The organism is Paenibacillus sp. B-A-8, from assembly GCF_048572915.1.
In the GTDB taxonomy this organism is placed as follows: Bacteria; Bacillota; Bacilli; order Paenibacillales; family Paenibacillaceae; genus Paenibacillus_AQ.
The window spans coordinates 3434372-3453283 of record NZ_CP183882.1; the positions used below are offsets into that span (position 1 = coordinate 3434372).

At 43.1% G+C, this 18912-nt stretch carries 19 protein-coding genes; 14 read left to right on the forward strand and 5 right to left on the reverse strand.

Translation table 11 applies throughout. The features are described 5' to 3' along the window. Complete coding sequence (gene dhaK / locus ACN6MV_RS15155) at positions 1-1761, forward strand: dihydroxyacetone kinase subunit DhaK (protein ID WP_042127769.1); 1761 nt, start codon at positions 1-3, stop codon at positions 1759-1761. A 78-nt stretch (positions 1762-1839) separates the two neighbouring features. Here dhaK and ACN6MV_RS15160 read toward each other — a convergent pair whose 3' ends face one another. Continuing rightward, positions 1840-2181, reverse strand: coding sequence for a nitrous oxide-stimulated promoter family protein (locus ACN6MV_RS15160; protein ID WP_042127771.1), 342 nt, complete (start codon positions 2179-2181; stop codon positions 1840-1842). A 132-nt stretch (positions 2182-2313) separates the two neighbouring features. Between ACN6MV_RS15160 and ACN6MV_RS15165 the strand changes: the two genes are divergently transcribed. After that, the gene (locus ACN6MV_RS15165; RefSeq protein WP_419886696.1) at positions 2314-3366 is read left to right on the forward strand and encodes an HD domain-containing protein; all 1053 of its coding nucleotides are present in this window, start codon (positions 2314-2316) and stop codon (positions 3364-3366) included. A gap of 21 nt (positions 3367-3387) precedes the next feature. On the opposite strand, the gene ACN6MV_RS15170 is transcribed toward ACN6MV_RS15165, so the two are convergent. Then, positions 3388-4401, reverse strand: coding sequence for a CapA family protein (locus ACN6MV_RS15170; protein WP_076120873.1), 1014 nt, complete (start codon positions 4399-4401; stop codon positions 3388-3390). A gap of 122 nt (positions 4402-4523) precedes the next feature. Here ACN6MV_RS15170 and ACN6MV_RS15175 point away from each other — a divergent pair, with 122 nt between their 5' ends. Further along, the gene (locus tag ACN6MV_RS15175) at positions 4524-5423 is read left to right on the forward strand and encodes a glycerophosphodiester phosphodiesterase (RefSeq protein ID WP_052414606.1); all 900 of its coding nucleotides are present in this window, start codon (positions 4524-4526) and stop codon (positions 5421-5423) included. Positions 5424-5450: 27 nt separating this feature from the next. Here the strand turns inward: ACN6MV_RS15175 and ACN6MV_RS15180 are convergent, their stop codons facing one another. Beyond that, positions 5451-6020, reverse strand: coding sequence for a hypothetical protein (locus tag ACN6MV_RS15180; protein ID WP_076120874.1), 570 nt, complete (start codon positions 6018-6020; stop codon positions 5451-5453). 143 nt (positions 6021-6163) lie between these two features. After that, positions 6164-7033, reverse strand: a complete 870-nt coding sequence (locus tag ACN6MV_RS15185) for a helix-turn-helix domain-containing protein (RefSeq protein ID WP_076120875.1) — start codon at positions 7031-7033, stop codon at positions 6164-6166. 123 nt (positions 7034-7156) lie between these two features. Here ACN6MV_RS15185 and ACN6MV_RS15190 point away from each other — a divergent pair, with 123 nt between their 5' ends. From ACN6MV_RS15190 to ACN6MV_RS15205, 4 genes are all read left to right on the forward strand, one after another. After that, on the forward strand, positions 7157-8215 hold the full coding sequence (locus tag ACN6MV_RS15190; protein WP_419886697.1) for a Gfo/Idh/MocA family protein: 1059 nt from the start codon (positions 7157-7159) through the stop codon (positions 8213-8215). Further along, a complete protein-coding gene (locus tag ACN6MV_RS15195; RefSeq protein WP_419886698.1) occupies positions 8212-9069 on the forward strand; it encodes a sugar phosphate isomerase/epimerase family protein in 858 nt (285 codons plus the stop codon). Before ACN6MV_RS15190 ends, ACN6MV_RS15195 begins: the two co-directional genes overlap by 4 nt. 24 nt (positions 9070-9093) lie before the next feature. Next, positions 9094-9987 (forward strand): sugar phosphate isomerase/epimerase family protein, encoded by an 894-nt coding sequence (locus ACN6MV_RS15200; protein WP_419886699.1) that lies wholly within the window; start codon positions 9094-9096, stop codon positions 9985-9987. Positions 9988-10244: 257 nt separating this feature from the next. Then, positions 10245-12179 carry a hypothetical protein gene (locus ACN6MV_RS15205; protein ID WP_419886700.1) on the forward strand — a complete coding sequence of 645 codons (1935 nt, stop codon included), beginning with the start codon at positions 10245-10247 and terminating at the stop codon, positions 12177-12179. Positions 12180-12316: 137 nt separating this feature from the next. Here ACN6MV_RS15205 and ACN6MV_RS15210 read toward each other — a convergent pair whose 3' ends face one another. Beyond that, positions 12317-12850 (reverse strand): GNAT family N-acetyltransferase, encoded by a 534-nt coding sequence (locus ACN6MV_RS15210; RefSeq protein WP_341112906.1) that lies wholly within the window; start codon positions 12848-12850, stop codon positions 12317-12319. Between the two features lie 363 nt (positions 12851-13213). On the opposite strand from ACN6MV_RS15210, the gene ACN6MV_RS15215 reads away from it, so the two are divergent. The 7 genes from ACN6MV_RS15215 to ACN6MV_RS15245 all read left to right on the forward strand — a co-directional run bounded on the left by ACN6MV_RS15215 (position 13214) and on the right by ACN6MV_RS15245 (position 18899). Continuing rightward, on the forward strand, positions 13214-14107 hold the full coding sequence (locus tag ACN6MV_RS15215) for a LysR family transcriptional regulator (protein WP_341112907.1): 894 nt from the start codon (positions 13214-13216) through the stop codon (positions 14105-14107). A 117-nt stretch (positions 14108-14224) separates the two neighbouring features. Continuing rightward, positions 14225-14740 carry a GNAT family N-acetyltransferase gene (locus ACN6MV_RS15220; RefSeq protein WP_419886701.1) on the forward strand — a complete coding sequence of 172 codons (516 nt, stop codon included), beginning with the start codon at positions 14225-14227 and terminating at the stop codon, positions 14738-14740. Between the two features lie 4 nt (positions 14741-14744). Continuing rightward, positions 14745-15596, forward strand: a complete 852-nt coding sequence (locus tag ACN6MV_RS15225) for a transporter substrate-binding domain-containing protein (protein WP_419886702.1) — start codon at positions 14745-14747, stop codon at positions 15594-15596. Positions 15597-15629: 33 nt separating this feature from the next. After that, positions 15630-16415 carry an amino acid ABC transporter permease gene (locus ACN6MV_RS15230; protein WP_419886703.1) on the forward strand — a complete coding sequence of 262 codons (786 nt, stop codon included), beginning with the start codon at positions 15630-15632 and terminating at the stop codon, positions 16413-16415. Continuing rightward, complete coding sequence (locus ACN6MV_RS15235) at positions 16412-17122, forward strand: amino acid ABC transporter permease (protein WP_419884284.1); 711 nt, start codon at positions 16412-16414, stop codon at positions 17120-17122. Before ACN6MV_RS15230 ends, ACN6MV_RS15235 begins: the two co-directional genes overlap by 4 nt. After that, complete coding sequence (locus ACN6MV_RS15240) at positions 17119-17871, forward strand: amino acid ABC transporter ATP-binding protein (protein WP_042127800.1); 753 nt, start codon at positions 17119-17121, stop codon at positions 17869-17871. Before ACN6MV_RS15235 ends, ACN6MV_RS15240 begins: the two co-directional genes overlap by 4 nt. Before the next feature lie 11 nt (positions 17872-17882). Then, on the forward strand, positions 17883-18899 hold the full coding sequence (locus ACN6MV_RS15245) for an LLM class flavin-dependent oxidoreductase (RefSeq protein WP_419884285.1): 1017 nt from the start codon (positions 17883-17885) through the stop codon (positions 18897-18899). The last annotated feature ends 13 nt before the right edge of the window (positions 18900-18912 follow it).

Here is an 18912-nt window from a genome sequence, read left to right on the forward strand (position 1 = left end):
ATGAAGAAAATTATGAACAAGCCGGAAACGCTAGTCCGGGAGATGTGCAACGGACTTGTCTTAGCGCATCCTGAGCTGGATTTCAACGATAAATTTAAAGTGATTTCTAAAAAAGAGATCAATGCCGATAAAGTTACGCTTATTAGCGGTGGTGGAAGCGGGCATGAACCAGCCCATGCCGGGTTTGTAGGTAATGGTATGCTGGATGCAGCCGTGTGCGGTGATGTGTTTGCTTCTCCGTCTCAGATTCAGGTCTATCAAGCGATCCGCCGTTCTGCGAGCCAAAAGGGTACATTGCTGATTATCAAGAACTACAGCGGTGACATCATGAACTTTAAAAATGCGGCTCATCTCGCAAGTGAAGATGGTATACAAGTGGAATATGTCAAAGTAGACGATGACATTGCTGTTGAAGACAGCCTGTATACTGTAGGGAAACGAGGGGTTGCCGGAACCGTTCTCGTTCATAAAATAGCTGGGGCTGCAGCAGAAGCAGGACTGTCCTTGACGGAAGTGAAAGAAGCGGCGCAACATGCGATTGACCATGTTCGCACCATCGGCTTCGCCTTTACATCTTGCACCGTTCCTGCCAAAGGAACTCCGACGTTTCATATCGAAGAGGATGAGATGGAATACGGTGTAGGAATTCACGGTGAACCTGGAATTCGCAGAGAAAAAGCCGTGTCAGCGGATGAACTGGCGCAGCGAATGGTTACGTCCTTGCTGAGCAACTTGCAGATGAACGATGAGTCACAGCATGAAGTTGCTGTTCTAATCAATGGATTTGGTGGAACACCACTGCAAGAGCTTTATTTATTGAATAATTCTGTGATCCGTGAATTGACGGCCAAGAATAAGAAAGTGTTTAAAGTATTTGTCGGTAACTATATGACTAGCATCGATATGGCCGGCGCATCAGTGTCGATTATGAAGCTGGATGAGACGCTGAAGAAATGGTTGTCTGCTCCGTGTGATACACCGGCATTGTCGGTTAAAGGTTCATTTGAGCCCGTGAATTATACCGAGATCATCAAGGAAGAGAAAGCAGACAGCACGGTTTCTTTCAAAAATAATACGAATGCTGAAGCTGCGGTAATTAAGAACAACCAGTTCTCCTTGCAAAATATTGTTTATTTGATTGATCAAATGAGTGAGGTCATTATTGAGAATGAGGTGCCTTTCTGTGAGCTAGATGCCCATGCCGGAGATGGTGATTTTGGGATGAGCGTAGCCAAGGGCTTTAAGCAGTTGAAAGTAGAATGGGAAGATATTTTAGCTCATCATCTCAGCAATATCGGTGATTTCCTTGATGCTTGTTCTTTGATCATTATGGAGCATTGTGGTGGAGCATCTGGACCGATCTGGGGATCGGGCTTCCGTGCAGCGAGCAAGACTGCGCAGCAAAAGCAGGAGTTGTCCATCCAGGATTTTGCCAATATGATGCAAGCTGTAGTTAAAGGGATTCAGGATACGGGTGAAAGATCCTTCGGGAGAGGTGCTGTCGTTGGCGACAAGACATTAATTGATGCGCTTGTACCTTTTGCGGATGCCTGGACACAAAGCGCAGAACATGGTGATGATATTAAAATGGCAGCAATCAAAGCTGCGGAAGCCGCAGTTCTCGGTGCCCAGAAGACTTCGGACGTCGTTGCCCGTATGGGAAGAGCAGGTACGGTGGGGGAACGCAGCATTGGGTATCCGGATGCGGGAGCCTACGCGCTTGGTGTTATATTCACAGAGCTGGCAAAAGCAATGAGATAAGTACGAGAACGCACCAAGCAATTGAAGAGGATCAATAACAGCAACAGTCATTGACTGCTGCTGTTTTTATTTATATGCTTATTTTCTTAACTTACCTGGTAATGGGATATGCCTAATCGACTCAACTGGATGGTAGAGTAACATCCATGGACCTGAGAAACGCATAACTTCTTTAATTCTTTGCCGATACTCCTGTTTGTAACAATGGATAGGGCACTTTGCACATGCTGTTTTGTCTTCCCCGAATTGGCAGAGAGATAATCTTTTTGTTGCATATTCATTTAAGCCCTGACATTCCTCGCATAACCCTTTTTGATAATGTTTTTTCTTACAATATATACGAATCATTTTTTCAACAATTTCTTTTTCTTTTCGAATTTTCGGACCATCATTTAACTGCCTTTTTGTTTGTGCTGCCATGTTAATACGAATCCTTTCAATGTTATAAAAATGTATTCTACGATAACTATATCATTAGATTTTTAAAGGGAGCGGGTACTTATTTAACATTTCTATGGCATTTGCTATGAAAATAAGTAAAGAAACTTGTCGATGAATGAGGTAGAATCTTTTAGTGAAGTGAGGGTGGAAAGTATGAGTAATATAAATACTGATCGATACATTGCACAATTAACAGGTAGTGATGAACTATGGGAACCTTTGTGGGGACTTAAAACCAAATTAACGGAAACAGAATCCTATTTATTAAATTCATTCCCGGTACGCAGACTGCATTTTATTCATCATAGCGGATGCAGCTACATCAATACACAACATGTCGCCACCCGGTTACAGCACACCCTTGGAGTGTTTTCTTTAGTTGCCTATTATTGTCCGGATTGGTATGAACTAAGGATTGCTGCGCTATTACACGATATTGGACATAGCCCCTTCAGCCATGTTTTAGAACAGATAGAGGGTATTGATCACCATAAAAGAACAAATGAGTTGCTATATTCCCCTGAGATAAGTGATATCCTTACAAAAGATAATTTTGAACCCAGTGTGATATTAGATTTAATTGAGGGTAATACAATAAGTCCCCTGCGAAATAAAGATAATAAGATCCATTTGGATCATCTGGATTCATGGGTGAGGAGTGCACAAATTACGGGGCTTCTACAATCACCGACTCAGCTTTTACCTAAATTAGAATTAGAGGGCAACTATATTTCGACGGATGTTGATACTGCTGAGTTATTAGTACAATTTATTATTTCTGAAGCAAAGTTTCATTGTTCGGAAGTTAATATCGGACCGAATGTTATTCTAAAGCATTTAGTTTCTAAACTAATCGATCATAACGTTGTAGCTGTCGAAGCTATCAGTGAGATGACGGATTCCAGACTAGAGACTTTATTATTAAGCTGTGAACAGACTAAAGAAGAGGCTAATCGCTTGTTTTACCATTCACAAGAAATAAAGGTCAGTCGTAAAGCAGAAAACGATGGTTCCAATCAATACAGTTTTGTTCTGAATAAACTATATTTATCCGAACCCGTCATCAAAAATGGAGTGGTCTTAGTTAATTCATTAACTTCATATCCGATGCTCGAGCGATTAAGTTCGTTTTTGGGTACATACCTTATTAGTTGGAATGACTAAATGATTGTGAGTTGATGTTCTTTATGGCCACTTTAAAATATCTATAGTATGCTTCAACATACGATTTAAGCGATTTCTCCGTTCCGTTATTAAATCTGTGTTCTTTAACGTATCATGGATGGGAATGACCTCAGAAATTTGTTTACCGCCTTTTGTTATCCTTCGATCGACGCAAGTTGGAATGTAATTTATGTCCGTTATACTCGTGTTACCATTATTGTCCTTTTTGATGGTAAGCGTAAGAATGATTCCGCTTTGTGTAAATGGATTATTCTTAAGCTTAGTCGAAACAAAATTACCTAGGGAATAACTAACGAATTTCTTTTTCCCCTGAACGGATATCGGTTGCAGCACATGTGGGTGAGATCCCAAAACGATGTTTGCACCATTTTTAAGAAAGAGGCTTGCCAGTTGCTTTTGCCTCTTATTAGGTGTGTACTGATATTCTTTTCCAAAATGCATATAAAGTAAGACAAGATCGACTTTCTTTTTTAAATCTCGAATTTCTCTAAGTATTTTATTGGTTTCTATCCGATTGACTAACCATGGCTGTTGAATAGGTACAGGGATTCTATTGGTTCCTGCAGTGTAAGAGAGGATTCCAATTGTAATCCCACTAACGTTTTTGATTAGCGTACGTTTTGATTCTTGTACGGATCTTGATGTACCGGTATGATCGATTCCACTACGGTCTAATACTCGTAATGTCCGAATCAGACCCGAGGCACCATAATCCATACAGTGATTGTTCGCTGTTACTAATACATCAAATCCAGCTTCTTTTAGCGCCGGTGCTAATTCATCCGGGCACTTGAATGTTGGACCGCCAGATCGTAGACTTTTTCGACATTCTCGTCCGTTTCCTGGAAAGGTGGTCTCGAGATTACCGATGGTTAGATCCGCCTGTCTTAGATAAGGAGTTACTTTTGCGAACAGGGGAGTGAACGAATAGGTTCCGTCCGATTGTTTAGCATCAGAAATAATGTAACGCTTGACCATAAGGTCTCCTACAGCAGCTATTTGTATTTCGGTCATCTGTATCCACCTTTTTTCGTTTTCATATAGAATATGGAAGAAAGGTGTTATGGGTTATTTTTTTGGCAAAATGGACATCAAGTAATATACACTAATTTTTTTATAAAGAAGAGGGAAGCTTTATGCAAAGGATTCAAGATTCTAAAATGTACTTTATATTTATTCACATCTTTCTGTTGATTTTATTGTGTACCTCCATGTATGCCTATTCTCCGTGGATTCGTACGAAAGTGAAGGAAATTCTTGAGCCAGCGGACAAAGTATATACCATTGCTCACCGTGGCGCTTCAGGATATGCGCCTGAGAATACTATACCTGCATTTGAACTTGCCATGAATATGGGGACCGATTATATCGAGTTAGACATACAGTTAACTAAGGATCGTGTTCCTGTAGTTATTCACGATGAAACGATTAATCGCACGACGAATGGAACGGGTTATGTTAAAAATTTCACCTTGGAGGAGCTTTCGAAATTAGACGCCGGCTCATGGTTTAACGAACAGTATCCCATGTTTGCTAGGGATCAATATGCTGGATTACGTATTCCGACTTTAGAAGAGGTATTTGAAACGTTTGGAAAAGATGTGGACTATATGATTGAAATTAAAGAACCCGCTTTGAATCCGAACATCGAAACCATCTTAAACGAACAAATTGAAAAATATAATCTGTCAGATCATGTTTCCGTACATTCATTTAGTGAGACGAGTTTACGTAGATTGCATTCCATTAACCCAGAGATTCCTCTTTATCAAATTGTTTGGTATAATATTCCGGTTTATAAAATACCAGAATCTTATATTAACCGAGTAAAAACGTATGCAGTTGGCATAAGTCCTAACTTTCAAAGAATAAATTCATCCTATGTTGCACAGGTGAAAAATGCTGGGCTAAAGGTATTTCCATATACAGTGAATTATCAAGTCAATATGGACAAAGCCGTGATTTGGGGCGTAGACGGGGTACATACCAATTTTCCTGACCGTTTTAACGAAGTGATTAAGAATAATAAGAAGTAAGGAAACCCTAATTCATCTATCGGGAATTCATATTCCAAATACATCGATTTCGGAAACAGGAAACCATATTTTTGAATCCACATCTTTAAAAAACACTTGAATAGTATAGGTGCCTTTTGCATTAAAGGAATAAGTAAACTCGTTGGTTTTGAACCAGAAGTTTTCTTCACTTTTCTTAATTTGTTGATTATCTATGGTTTCTGTTTTATCCGTAGGATCGGTGATCGTAAGTTTTATATCTGATATTTCTGTCTTCAAATGATCCACTTGTAATAAAGTTGAAAAAGCAAAGCGGGCAGGACTTTTTACCTTACCAAAGATCTCTCCATTGTTATCAAGCAATACCATATTCACATTTGGCTTGTAGATTCGAACCTTTTTACTTGTTTCGTCCAAAGTAATTAAAGCAAACAAATTTTTAGAAAGCTGTTCAGCAGGTAAGAGGATATCTCCCTCGGATAATATTGCTGCCTGTTTTTGAATCGCGTTATTGAAATAGAATGAAACTTCTGATTGGTTTGATGCGGCATAAATCATTGTTCCCGGTAAAATCATTATGCAAAGTACTAATACAGTCAGTTTTACTATTTTTCTCAATGATTTCCCCTCCTATAGAGCTTTATGTTAATTATACCCATAAGATGGAAGATAGTTTCTCTTGTGGTATGGATCTATAAGAAGGGACCAATTGCAATCTTCTGTGAGCAGAGAAAATGTGAGAATAGGGGCAAACATGCTAACTAGAACCCTCTCACCTTGCTAGGGGTTACTTTTCTATGCTTTTTGAAGGTTCGGCTGAAATAGTAGATGTCGCTGAAGCCAGAAGTGGTAGCGATTTCAGAAATTGTTAACTGGGTATGCCTTAGCAAATAATCTGCACGGTCTAAACGGATAGCGTTTATATATTCCGATATCGTATGCCCAGTTAATTCCTTGAAGAGACGACTGAAATGGAAGCGGCTTAACCCTGTTAGTGCCGCAAGTTCGTCAACTTGAATCGGTTCCTGGTAATGGGTATCGATATAACGTAATACAGGTGCGAAGCGTTCGACGGTTTTACTGCGTCTTTCTTGCTCAGCCTGTGAGAGTACGGTGACGATATGTCTGCGCAATAGCAGCGTTAGCAGACGGTATAGCTCCGACTTGACAGCCAGCTCATACCCAAATTCGCGAAGTTCCAGTTCTCGAATAATCGCCAGTGCACAGTCTGTAATGTTCTGATCCCCCCGAATATGGTTACGTAACAGCAGCTGGTTCTGCTGAATGGGGGCGATGAACTTGGTCTCGGCAGCGTCGCTTACCGCACTATGCAGCAAAGAAGTATCTGCAATAATTGCATAATACAATAAATCAGAAGAAGCGCTAACTCCATAATGCAGCTCATTGCTGTTCACGGCAACTAAGTCACCAGCCCTGACCCTGATTGGTGTCCGTCCGCATTCAAATACTGCCTCACCGCTTTCAATAAATAGAAATTCCAGATGCTCATGCCAATGATGTGAGAACAGTACAACTCCCTCTTGGTTGAAGCGCTGAGTATGTACTTTAATCGGAAACTCGGGATCTGGCATATCCATGGATTCTTGTAGATGTTTATCATAGTCGAGCATATATGGACTGCACCTCCTATAGCACAATTGTACAAATGAAACCGCAAGGCTCTGCATGGTGTTTAGGGTTGAAATCATTATAATACGAATCATACCCAATGCAAAATAAAGGAGCGAGTGTTGATGAATATACTCAAAATCGGTGTAATAGGTACGGGCTCTATCTCCGGTATGCACTTAAGTGCTTATCGGGATAATCCGCAGACGACCATATATGCGGTTTGTGACCTGAATGAAGAGCGTGCACGTGCAGTTGCTACTGAGTATAACGTCGAAAAAGTATACACAGATTACCGTGAATTGCTGGCTAATACCGAAATAGATGCAGTCAGTATCTGTACATGGAACAACTCTCATGCTGAGATCAGCATTGCGGCCCTTGAGGCAGGCAAGCATGTGCTTGTAGAGAAACCGCTTTGTCGCACGGTCGAAGAAGCACTTCAGGTTCAGAAGGCAGTGGAAAAGAGCGGAAAGATCTTGCAAGTAGGCTTTGTAAGACGTTATGACTCTAATGCCCAGCTACTTCAGACATTGGTGGAACAAGGAGAATTCGGCGAAATCTACTATGCGAAGGCTACGACGTTCCGGAGACTTGGCAATCCCGGCGGCTGGTTCAGTGATATTGAACGTTCCGGCGGCGGACCTCTGATCGATATCGGCGTCCATGTGATCGATCTATGCTGGTATTTGATGGGCCGTCCGAACCCAGTATCAGTAAGTGCCAATACCTACCGGAAGCTCGGCAATCGTTCTAATATCAAGAATCTTTCTTTTTATAAAGCCGCTGATTACGACGCAGCGAACAATACGGTGGAAGATTTGGCAAATGCACTGATTCGTTTTGAGAATGGAGCTTCGCTGATGGTCGATGTCAGCTTTACACTGCATGCCAAAGAGGACGAGCGTTCGGTGCGCCTGTACGGTGACAAGGGTGGGTTTGAAATTGATCCTGAGATAGTCCTCGTCAAAGAACTGTCGGATACGATTATCAATACCTATCCGCAGACCGATCATAAGGGGTTTGAGTTCAACAGTGCATTCCAGAATGAGATTAACCACTTTGCGAACAACATCAGCAACGGCTCTACACCGATTAGTCCTGTACAGGACGGCGTTACAATCATGAAGATTCTCGGCGCGATCTATGAATCCGCTACCAAAGGCGAAGAGGTGAAACTATGAAGCTAGGAATTAGTACCTACAGTTTGCATTCAGCTTTTTCAACGGGTGAGCTCACGCTTGAAGGAGTCATTGAGACGATCGCCGATCTGGGCGCGGAGCATGCGGAGATTGTACCCTTGGGCATCAATTTGGTTGAGAATCCTGAGCTAATTGATCAGATTGTACGAACGGCAGCAGGTCGTGGACTAGAGTTGTCTAATTATGCTATCGGGGCGAACTTTGCCGGGCTTGAGACAGCGGAAAGACAGCGGGAAGTCGAACGGATAAAGCGGGAAGTAGATGTCTGTGCGGCATTAGGTATTAAGAAGATGCGGCATGATGTAGCTTCGTCAGAAGATCTCTCAATTACGCACTTTTTGGAAGAGCTTCCACGTTTGGCTGAAGCCTGCCGAGAAATTGCCGATTATGCCGCAGGTTTGGGCATTACGACCAGCGTGGAGAATCATGGATACTTTATTCAGCACAGCGATCGTGTACAGGCGTTGGTTCACGCAGTAGGAAGAGATAACTTCCGTACAACACTCGACATTGGTAACTTCCTGTGCGCAGATGAGAATCCGCTTATTGCTGTGACTAACAATATTAAGCTTGCTTCGATGGTACATTTCAAAGATTTCTATATTCGTCCGCAGGATCGCCAGCCTGGCGAAGGTTGGTTCCAGTCCTCCGGTGGGAACTGGTTGAGGGGGGCCATCGTTGGTCAAGGAGACATCGATATGCCGAGTGTCATTCGAACCGTTAAGGAAAGCGGTTACGACGGATATATCTCTGTAGAATTCGAGGGAATGGAAGAGTGCCGCAAGGGAACAAGACTTGGGTTGGAATACATCAAGCGGGTTTGGAACCAAATCTAATTCATTTTAAGGAGGATTATTGCCATGGTTAAACCAATTATCACTAACAAAATCGGTGTTATCATAGACAGTTTTCAGGTCGGAGTAAAAGAGGGATTGCGCAAGGCAAAAGAAGCAGGGGCTGATGGAGTTCAGATTTATGCGGTGCAAGGTGAATTTGATCCCGCTAACCTATCTCCGTCAGCCCGCCGTGAATGGAAGGAATACATCGCTTCACTGGGTCTCGAAATTTCTGCCCTCGTTGGAGATTTAGGCGGACATGGATTTCAGGACCCTGCACAGAACCGTGCCAAAATCGAAAAGTCCAAACGCATTATGGAGCTGGCCAAGGAGCTAGGTACAGATATAGTTACTACACATATCGGTATTGTTCCCTCGGACCACACCAGTAAAATTTATGAAACCATGCACATCGCCTGTGAGGAACTAAGCAGATACGCGCATGAGATGAATTCTTACTTTGCGATTGAGACTGGGCCAGAACCCGCTGCGCGTCTGAAGACGTTCCTCGACGATTTGGGTTCCAAAGGGGTTTCTGTTAATTTTGACCCGGCCAACATGGTGATGGTGACTGGTGATGATCCCGTGCAAGGTGTTCATACACTAAAAGACTACATTGTACACACCCATGCTAAAGATGGTCTCAAACTTGCCGATATCGATCCGCGCGATGTTTACGGTCAATATGGTTATGAAGCACCCGCATTAGACCATGAGAAGATGGCTGAAATGGCCGAGACCGGCTCGGCGTTCCGTGAAGTTCCACTTGGAGCAGGTTCTGTTGACTGGAACAACTATCTGCAAGCGCTGAATGACATCGGTTATACAGGATTCCTGACCATAGAACGGGAAGTTGGCACTAATCCAGAGGAAGATATCCGCCAGGCTGTGAATTTTTTAAAGGGCTTTCGGGTCTGAATGTGGTAGTAATAAAGATTATATCGTTCATCCAATCGTTAGGATAAAAGAGAGCTGCCTTACAGGAGAACAGGCCTGTACGGTGGCTTTTTTTATTGCTACAAACAATTTTACTTAGTTCAGGATAAGAATCTGAGCCATTTACTACAGGCTAGTTTGATCTAATTAATACTTTTTAATAGGTGCTAAATCTCATTTTTTGCAACTTTATCCTCTATTTGGCGTTAAAGAAGAGAGAATACGAAGGGGGAGCCTATATGAAAAGGATAAATCTACTAGCCCTTTTAGCAGTCATTTCAGTAATCATTGTTGGATGTATAAATACAGGGAATAAGGATAAAGCGAATCAAATGCTGATCGATATAAGCTCTGTTCATTCCATAACAATCCTGAGCGATAGCGGTGAATCGATGACCCTAACGGACAGCAAGTTAATAAAACAATTCAAAGCTATACATACTGCTGAGTATGACAGCGCCAAGCTTGATATTGCAGCACCTGATTATGAAGCTATTGTTGAAATGAAAAATAAAGAAAACGAAAAGTTCTCATTCTGGATTAAGGGCGAGAATCAAGGTCTTTTCACCAAATCAGGACAAAATGGACATTACAAATTGCCGGAAACAGAAAAAGCAGTATTGCTTCACTTATTTCAAACAAATGATCAACAAACAGAAACCAATAATCTAAAAATCGATGAGGACATAAAGCGAATTACAATAGCGAACTCTCTAGCACATGGTTCTGTGAATGCTAACATAAAGGAAGAATACATAGATCATGAAACCATAGAAATTTTCGTCCGAGCCATCCGTAACGCTGTACAAATACCAGGGATTTTAAATACCGCAACTCCTAACTACGATATTGTTCTAATTTCAGATAATCATAAATATGCCTTTCATTTATGGATTAACGAATCAAGTGAGCAAGGCATGTTAATGAATGTGAACGAAACGAGCACAGGTTACAGCCTTACTAAGGAATCAACTGCCGAGTTAAAAAAGATTACGTTCATGGCTTCAACATTTAAGGGGCTGGAGTTTAATGCAGTACGGAGCTCAAATGGAGATCTGGTGGCTAAACCAATAGGCATATCCGAAAATAACTATATATTAAACGGTGGAGCAGTAGTTGAACTGCAGGGAATCACATATCACACCATTCATTTTTTCTATGGCGACCACAATGCAATCAATGCTTTGCTAGCCCATGATCCTGCTACGGATGAGGTTAAGGTGAATTGGAGTGATGAGCTGAACGATTCCAATAATCGTTGGAACAATGCCTTTATGAACAACTATAATATGCTAATCCCGTTGGACGAGGATCATCTATTATTTCTGGAATCGGATCTGACGAAAGAAGCTGGGAAATATCATTTGTCCTCATATAATGTTGTTACAGGAACAATCGAACGACTTCGGGAAGACTTTTGGCCGCTTTCTGATGATTATGATTACATTTATAAATTTCAATGGAAAGCTGATGAGCAAAAATTGTTTATGCAGAGTTACCTCGGTAATGTATGGATCTTTGATCTGAAGAAAGGAAAGGATGATGTCCATCTTCTGAAATATCGCGTAATCCCTCATTCGACGACTGGGGCGCCATCCCTATTTCTTTCACCAACCTTTAAGAGATTTGTACATGATGATGAGAGCGGGCAGTTAACCTTTTACGATAATAAAGGAGCTTCGCTACGTACTGTACCGTTACCACAAGAGCAATATATATCTTCTGAGAAAATAAAGTGGAACCCGGCGGGCACGATTGCTTGGATGGATACAGCAGAGATCAACCCAAACCGAATCCATGATATCGATATCGATTATTTGAAAATAGCTCCACAAAAAATTAATTTTTATAATCAGGATGGGCTTCCCATCAGCTCTATTAAGACTGATAGCGACCAAGAAGATGCAGCGGTTGAAGTTGTAGGATGGATGGACGCTAATGTAGCTGTGATAAAATCCTATTCAGTAGAACTTTTGTACAAGGATACTATAGGGCTGAAGGTTAAGAATGTTTCTTATTATCTCTATGATGTAAAAAAGAAGCAGAGGGGTGCCAGCTATTCATCAATTCCCTCCAGTGCAACCGTTACTACAGATCAACGAATGGATGATGCCGATAATGAGGGGAATATCACTGTAAGTTCTAAAGAAATCACCTACAAAAAAGGAAAATAAAAAAGCCTCGGGAAGCTTCCCGAAGCTTTTTATTATTTCAAGACATATTAATCTTCGTCATTGATAAGCTGCAAGTGAAAAGTGTTTCGAAGGTAACGCAGGCACGCAATGAGTCAGTATGAACTCAGAGTCTATATTTATCCTGCTGTAGTACGAACTAAAGGTAGTAGGTCTAGTTGGAAACCCTGTACCAGGGTTTCGCCGTTCATAAGATCGGTCTCATACGCCCGTTTGAAGCCTAAGCGATAGTAGAGCTTGATTGCTGAAGCCATCATTTCTGAGGTATGCAGATTTAAAGTGGCGGCACCCAACTCGCGGGATCTCCTTGCAGCTTCGTGAATCAGATGGGTCGCAACGCCGAGGCCGCGAGCAGATGGGGACACGGCAAGCAGGCGCAGGATAGGGGAGTGAATACCTAGCTCTGGCTTACCGTAAGCCGTTTCCGAGGAAGAGAACAATAGTGCGCTACCAACGATTTGCTCATTGAGCTCAGCGATGATTCGCACAATTGGGGCATCTCCATGGACGGAATCAAGAAGCGATTTCCGGTATTCCAGCCATAACGGTTCGGGCATGATCTTTGAATATTGGTGGTAAGCGTCCAGTATCACTTCAGCGATGGCATCACGATCATGATTCTCAGCTTCACGGATAATAATCTCTTGTGACATATTCTCGCGATCCCCTTTCAATTAAATGTATAGTTCATACGAATGGAGTCATTATATACGATAATTCCGAGTTATATAAGGGGTATTTTATAATCTTGATAAATGAATAGAAAAGCTTTATATGAAATAAACATAACAGTCGATTACAAAGGGATTCGTTAACGCTTCTTCAGTTCAAACGTTGAACTTATGTATTAATTATACGTCGGATTTTTTAAAATCCGATTATTTTACACGGAATTTAAGTTGACAAAAAATGGGGGCGTGAATAAGATATAAACAAAATCTATAGGAAAGCAACGCTATATTTCATTGTTTTTTCATCGGAATAGTAAAGTTAACAGAAATTTAGGGGGAATAGGGATGAACATTGAAAATATTGAGGCTTTTGTCTACATCAACCATTATGGAAGCTTCAATAAAGCGGCCGAAGTCCTATATATTTCTCAGCCGACAGTTACGGCACGGATTCAATCGCTCGAAAGGGAATTGGATTGCAGAGTGTTTGATCGGTTGGGTAAGCAGATTAGCCTAACGGATAAAGGGAAGCAATTTCTTCCCTATGCCCAGCAGATTCTCCAGATCTATCAGAACGGTAAACATCAGGTTCAGGCCAAGGGGCATATTCCGAATGAGCTGAGGATTGGCAGTACTGTCTCGGTGTCCAATTATCTGATGCCCCATCTAATGCTTCATTTGAAGCGTAAGTATCCGCATATCACGATCAAGCTGATGACAGCTTCTACGGAAGTGTTGATTGATAAACTGAAATCCAAAGAGCTAGATCTGGCTTTTATTCGGAAGGTCGTAAATCCAGCCATTCAAGCCTTTCCTTTCTGCGAAGACCCCATTTCGTTGTATGTAGAGAAGGGGCACCGCTTAGCAAAGGCACAACGTACATCGCTGGAAGATATTCGCCAGGAGACGTTAGTCTTTTTTGAATGTGGGTCTTTAGATTGGATGCGGCTGCATCGTGTATTTGAGAGCATGGAACAGCCGCCGAAGATTGAATATCAGGTGGATAACCTGGAGACGGCCAAGAAGCTGGTGTTGAAAAAAGCAGGCATATGTTTTCTTCCGGCACTCAGTGTACAAGAAGAGGTATCGGCAGGGACGTTAGTACGGGTGGATATTGCGGAGACGGAAGGCATCTCCTTACGGACCAGCCTGATTTCACTTAATGGTGAGAACGCTGAATTCATAGAAACTCTACTTGAACTCGGGATTGGTAAAACGGGAGATCGACTAATTGTATAGATGTATTAAAAAACTCTATTAGCGCATCGGCACATGCAGTGATAAAGTTAATTGCATATAATCACGACTATTTCGATAGGAATTATAAATTTAATTCGAAAGGATGGAGAGCTTACGATGAGTGAGACATACAGGCTGGCAGAACTGAAAGATGCGGAGAATTTGCTAGAGGTTACATATCGTGCGTATGAGCTAATTCGTGAGCTCGGGCTGCATTGGCCGGCGGCTACAGCTGACTTGGCACTTATTGAAGACAATATTGCTACGAATGAGTGTTATGTGCTTGAAGTTGATGAAACGATCGTTGCAACGATAACCCTCTCAAAAGAAGAAGAGATTAAGAAGATTAGCCCACTTCCTTTTATTAAATGGTTTGCTGCTCATCCGGATTACAGTAACAGAGGTTATGGTGGAAAGCTTCTGGATTGGGTAGAAGAGCACATTATTGCTGGACAATTGGGTTCGGCTGCGGTCACGCTGGCAACGGCGAAGAAGCACCCATGGTTAGTTCAAATGTATGAACGACGGGGGTATGAACGGTTTCTGGAGCTGGACCAGCAGAATGGTGACGGCATTATGTATCTGATGAAAAAAACACTTATAGATAAACCACAATTCATTCAAAGGGGATAGAACAATGAAAAAGTCCATTTCACTAGTAATTGCGTCGTTATTGACACTGGCGATTGCCGGTTGCGGAAATAGCAGCACGAACAGCAGTAAGAACGGAAATGTGGCTGATGCCGCAACACCAGCTAATGCTTCGGAAAAGGTAACTAAAATCATCGTAGGTACGGGTACTGCTTTTCCGAAAGTCTGCTTCATAGATGAGAACGGCAAGCTTACAGGCTTCGATGTAGAACTGCTCAAAGAAATCGATAAGCAGCTGCCAGAATATGAATTTGAGTTTCAAACCATGGATTTCAGTAATTTACTGCTGAGTCTGGAAACTAAAAAAATCGATCTTGTCGCCCATGTCATGGAGAAAAATCCAGAGCGGGAATTGAAATATTCTTTTAACAAAGAAGCCTATGCCCACTGGAGAAACCGCATCGTAGTGGCGAAGGATAATGATTCGATCCAATCACTCGATGATCTTAAAGGAAAAAAGGTGTTAGTCGGTGCGACAAGCGCACAAGCGCAAATTCTGGAGAACTACAATAAAGAGCATGACAACGCAATTAATATCGTGTATCAGAACGGTGCAGCGAATGATACCGTCGCACAGATTAGTACTGGGCGTGTGGACGCTACGCTAGCTGCAGATTTTGTCCTTCCGATCATTGATCCGCAGAGTCAGCTAAAAGCTTCGGGCGACGAGCTGTCCTCCGCAGACATCCTCTATGTTTTCCGCAAGGATGATGCCGATTCACAAAAGCTGTCAGATGCGATTGACAGTGCGATTAAAGAGCTGAAGACAAACGGAACACTGGGTAAGCTGAGCACGGAATGGCTGGGTGCGGATGTTACAGCGGATTCGGTTAAATGATTGAACCGGTGAGCACGGGAAGGGAGGGAATATATGGGCGCACAGTTTGATATCAGTTTTGTATTTTCGTTTTTGCCTAAGTTACTAGGGACTTTAAGCACCACGCTTCTGATTGTCGCCTGTTCTCTACTGACAGGAATTATTGTCGGCTTTCTCGTAGCTCTGCCAAGACTTTATAAAGTGCCTGTGTTAAAGACCCTCTCCGAAATCTATATTTCTTTTTTTCGGGGAACTCCGATTCTTATCCAGCTCTTCTTGTTTTATTATGGTTTGCCTGAAATCATGAAGCTGGTCCATGTGGATATGACCCGAACTCCAGTACTTGTCTTTGTGATTCTGACCTACGGTCTGCATACGGGAGCATACATGTCCGAAATGATTAGGGCTTCTGTGATGGCGGTGGATAAGGGGCAGGTGGAGGCTGCATATGCTGCGGGGATGACGGGGTTTCAAGCTTTTACACGAATCGTGCTGCCCCAAGCGCTAGGTATAGCAGTTCCAGTATTCTCTAATCTAGTAATTGCACTACTGAAAGATACGTCATTAGCTTTTACCCTCGGGGTGATGGAAATGTCAGGTAAAGCTCAGACGCTTGGCAGTCTAACACAGCATTTTATTGAAACGTATATCGCGCTTGCGCTTATCTATCTGGTCATCAGCTTTACGATTGAGAAGCTGCTGCTTGTAGCAGAACACCATCTGCTGAGGCATGAGAAACGGAATACACCGAAGAGAAATTTGTTCAAAATCAACAAAAGCTGGTCCTACCGTCGCATTATTGCAGAATTAGGAACGGGCAAAGGAGGTACCGGATTATGAAACTAGACCCATCGTTTATATGGACCGCTCTGGTGCAAATTCTGAGTGCAATTCCTACGACCTTATATATTACCTGTGTCTCTGTGTTAATTGGTTTTGTGATTGGCGTGGCTGTAGCCTTAATCCGGCTATACAGAGTTCCACTGCTCTACCCCTTGGCAGTTGGTTATGTAACTTTCATCCGAGGGACACCGATGCTGACGCATCTGCTGCTTATATATTTTGGGCTTCCTGTACTGATTGATGGTCTGGCGGCGCATTTCGGCTGGAGCTTTAGATCGGTTTCGATTCCGATGATCGGTTTTGCATATATTTCGTTCTCGATTACAGCTGGAGCTTATATGTCAGAGGTCGTCCGTTCCGGTCTGCTCGCTGTGGATCGTGGTCAGCTAGAAGCGGCCCACTCTATCGGTATGACTACTCCCCAAGCACTGAAACGGATTGTTTTTCCTCAAGCGCTGGCGGCAAGTCTGCCTAATCTTTCGAATTCAGTAATCGGTATGCTGCACGGATCTACCCTTGCTTTTACGGTTTCGGTGGTGGATATCAATGCTAAGGCACAGATAGTGGCTTCGACGAACTGGAAGTTTTTTGAGGCTTATCTAGCGGCAGCGCTGATCTTCTGGGCACTAACGTTTCTGATCGAACGCGTGACATCGGTCATTGAGAGAAGGATCAATCTGTACAATCGAGGTGGAGTAGCATGATCAAACTTGCACAAATTTCGAAGTCATTCGGTCGGAATCAGGTGTTAAACAATATAGATTTAACGGTGACGAAGGGAGAGGTTGTCGTCATTCTCGGTCCCAGTGGCTCAGGCAAAACTACTCTCTTACGCTGCGTGAATTATCTGGAGAAGCCAAGTAGCGGAGAGATCGCTATCGGCGATTTCAAAGTAGACTGCAAACATGCTCGTAAAAAGGAGATTCATCAACTTAGGCAAAAAACGGCAATGGTATTTCAGCAGTACAATTTGTTCCGTCATAAAACCGCGCTGGAGAACGTGATGGAAGGGCTGCTAATTGTCAAGAAGCTTCCGAAGGACGAAGCGAGAAAGCGGAGCATAGCGCTGCTTGAAAAGGTTGGTCTTGCCAGCAAGCTGGACGCCTACCCGAGTCAGCTATCCGGGGGTCAGCAGCAGCGTGTAGGGATTGCTCGAGCCTTGGCGCTTGAGCCAGAGGTTATATTGTTCGACGAACCAACATCGGCGCTGGACCCTGAGTTAGTGGGTGAGGTGCTGGCTGTTATCCGAAAAATTGCCAAGGAAGGTATAACAATGATTGTAGTCACCCATGAAATGGGGTTTGCTCGTGATGTGGCAAATCATGTGGTTTTTATGGACGGAGGCGTCATTGTTGAAGAAGGAACGCCGACAGAGCTGTTTAACCATCCGCGCGAAGAAAGAACGAAGCAGTTCCTAAAGCGGATCACACCTGAATTTAACTATTCCATATAGGAGGAAAAACAATGGCTATTACAATCAGCGTACTCGATCAAAGTCCGATCTATCCGGGAGAAACGCCGGAGGAAGCATTCCAGCATACCATTAAGCTGGCACAACTGTCCGAGGAGCTTGGATTTCAACGATTCTGGGTTTCCGAGCACCATGACTCCGAGCAGGTAGCTGGTTCTTCCCCTGAAGTACTCATCTCACATCTGTTGGCCAAAACAGAGCGCATTCGCATTGGATCAGGTGGCATTATGCTCCAGCATTACAGCCCGTATAAAGTGGCGGAGAACTTTAATGTACTAGCTACGCTGGCACCTGGCCGAGTGGATCTTGGTGTGGGACGTGCTCCCGGCGGTCTTCCGCGCAGCACTCAGGCACTTCAGCAAGGAAGGGCTGAATCCCCTAGCCTAACGGACAAAATCATCGAGCTGGAGAAGTATGTACATAACCGGCTTGAAGAAAACCATCCGCTGGCAGGGTTGAAGGCAGGTCCCCTTCCTGGTACTCCGCCTGAGCTATATGTGCTTGGCGCGAGTGTAGGCAGTGCAGAGATTGCTGCTGAACTTGGATTACCTTATGTGTTCTCCTTATTTATTAATAGCGATAAGACAGTAGCGCTAGATGCTATTCGTGCTTACCGCAGCGGTTTTGTTTCTTCACAGGGCAGACAACCGCAAGCAATTATCGCTTTAGCACTAGTGGTGGCTGATACTGAAGAGGAAGCGAAAGAACTGGCAGGTGCGCATAAGTTGATTCGGATTCAGCTGGCAAGCGGAAAGAAGCTAACTGTTGGGACTCAGGAACAGGCGGAAGAATTTGCCCGGCAGAGTAATGAAGCCTACACAATTGAAGAGCTGGAACCGGAGATTACCAAAGGAACAAAGGCATCTGTGCGTGAACAGCTGTTGGGACTTTCGGAAGCATCCGGTGTTGAGGAGTTTATCATAACTACGAATGTACAGCCGTTTGACAAACGACTCCGTTCCTTTGAACTGCTGAGCGAAGCTATAGCTGAAGTGCCGGCAGAAGCATAAGCGGGCGGATCAG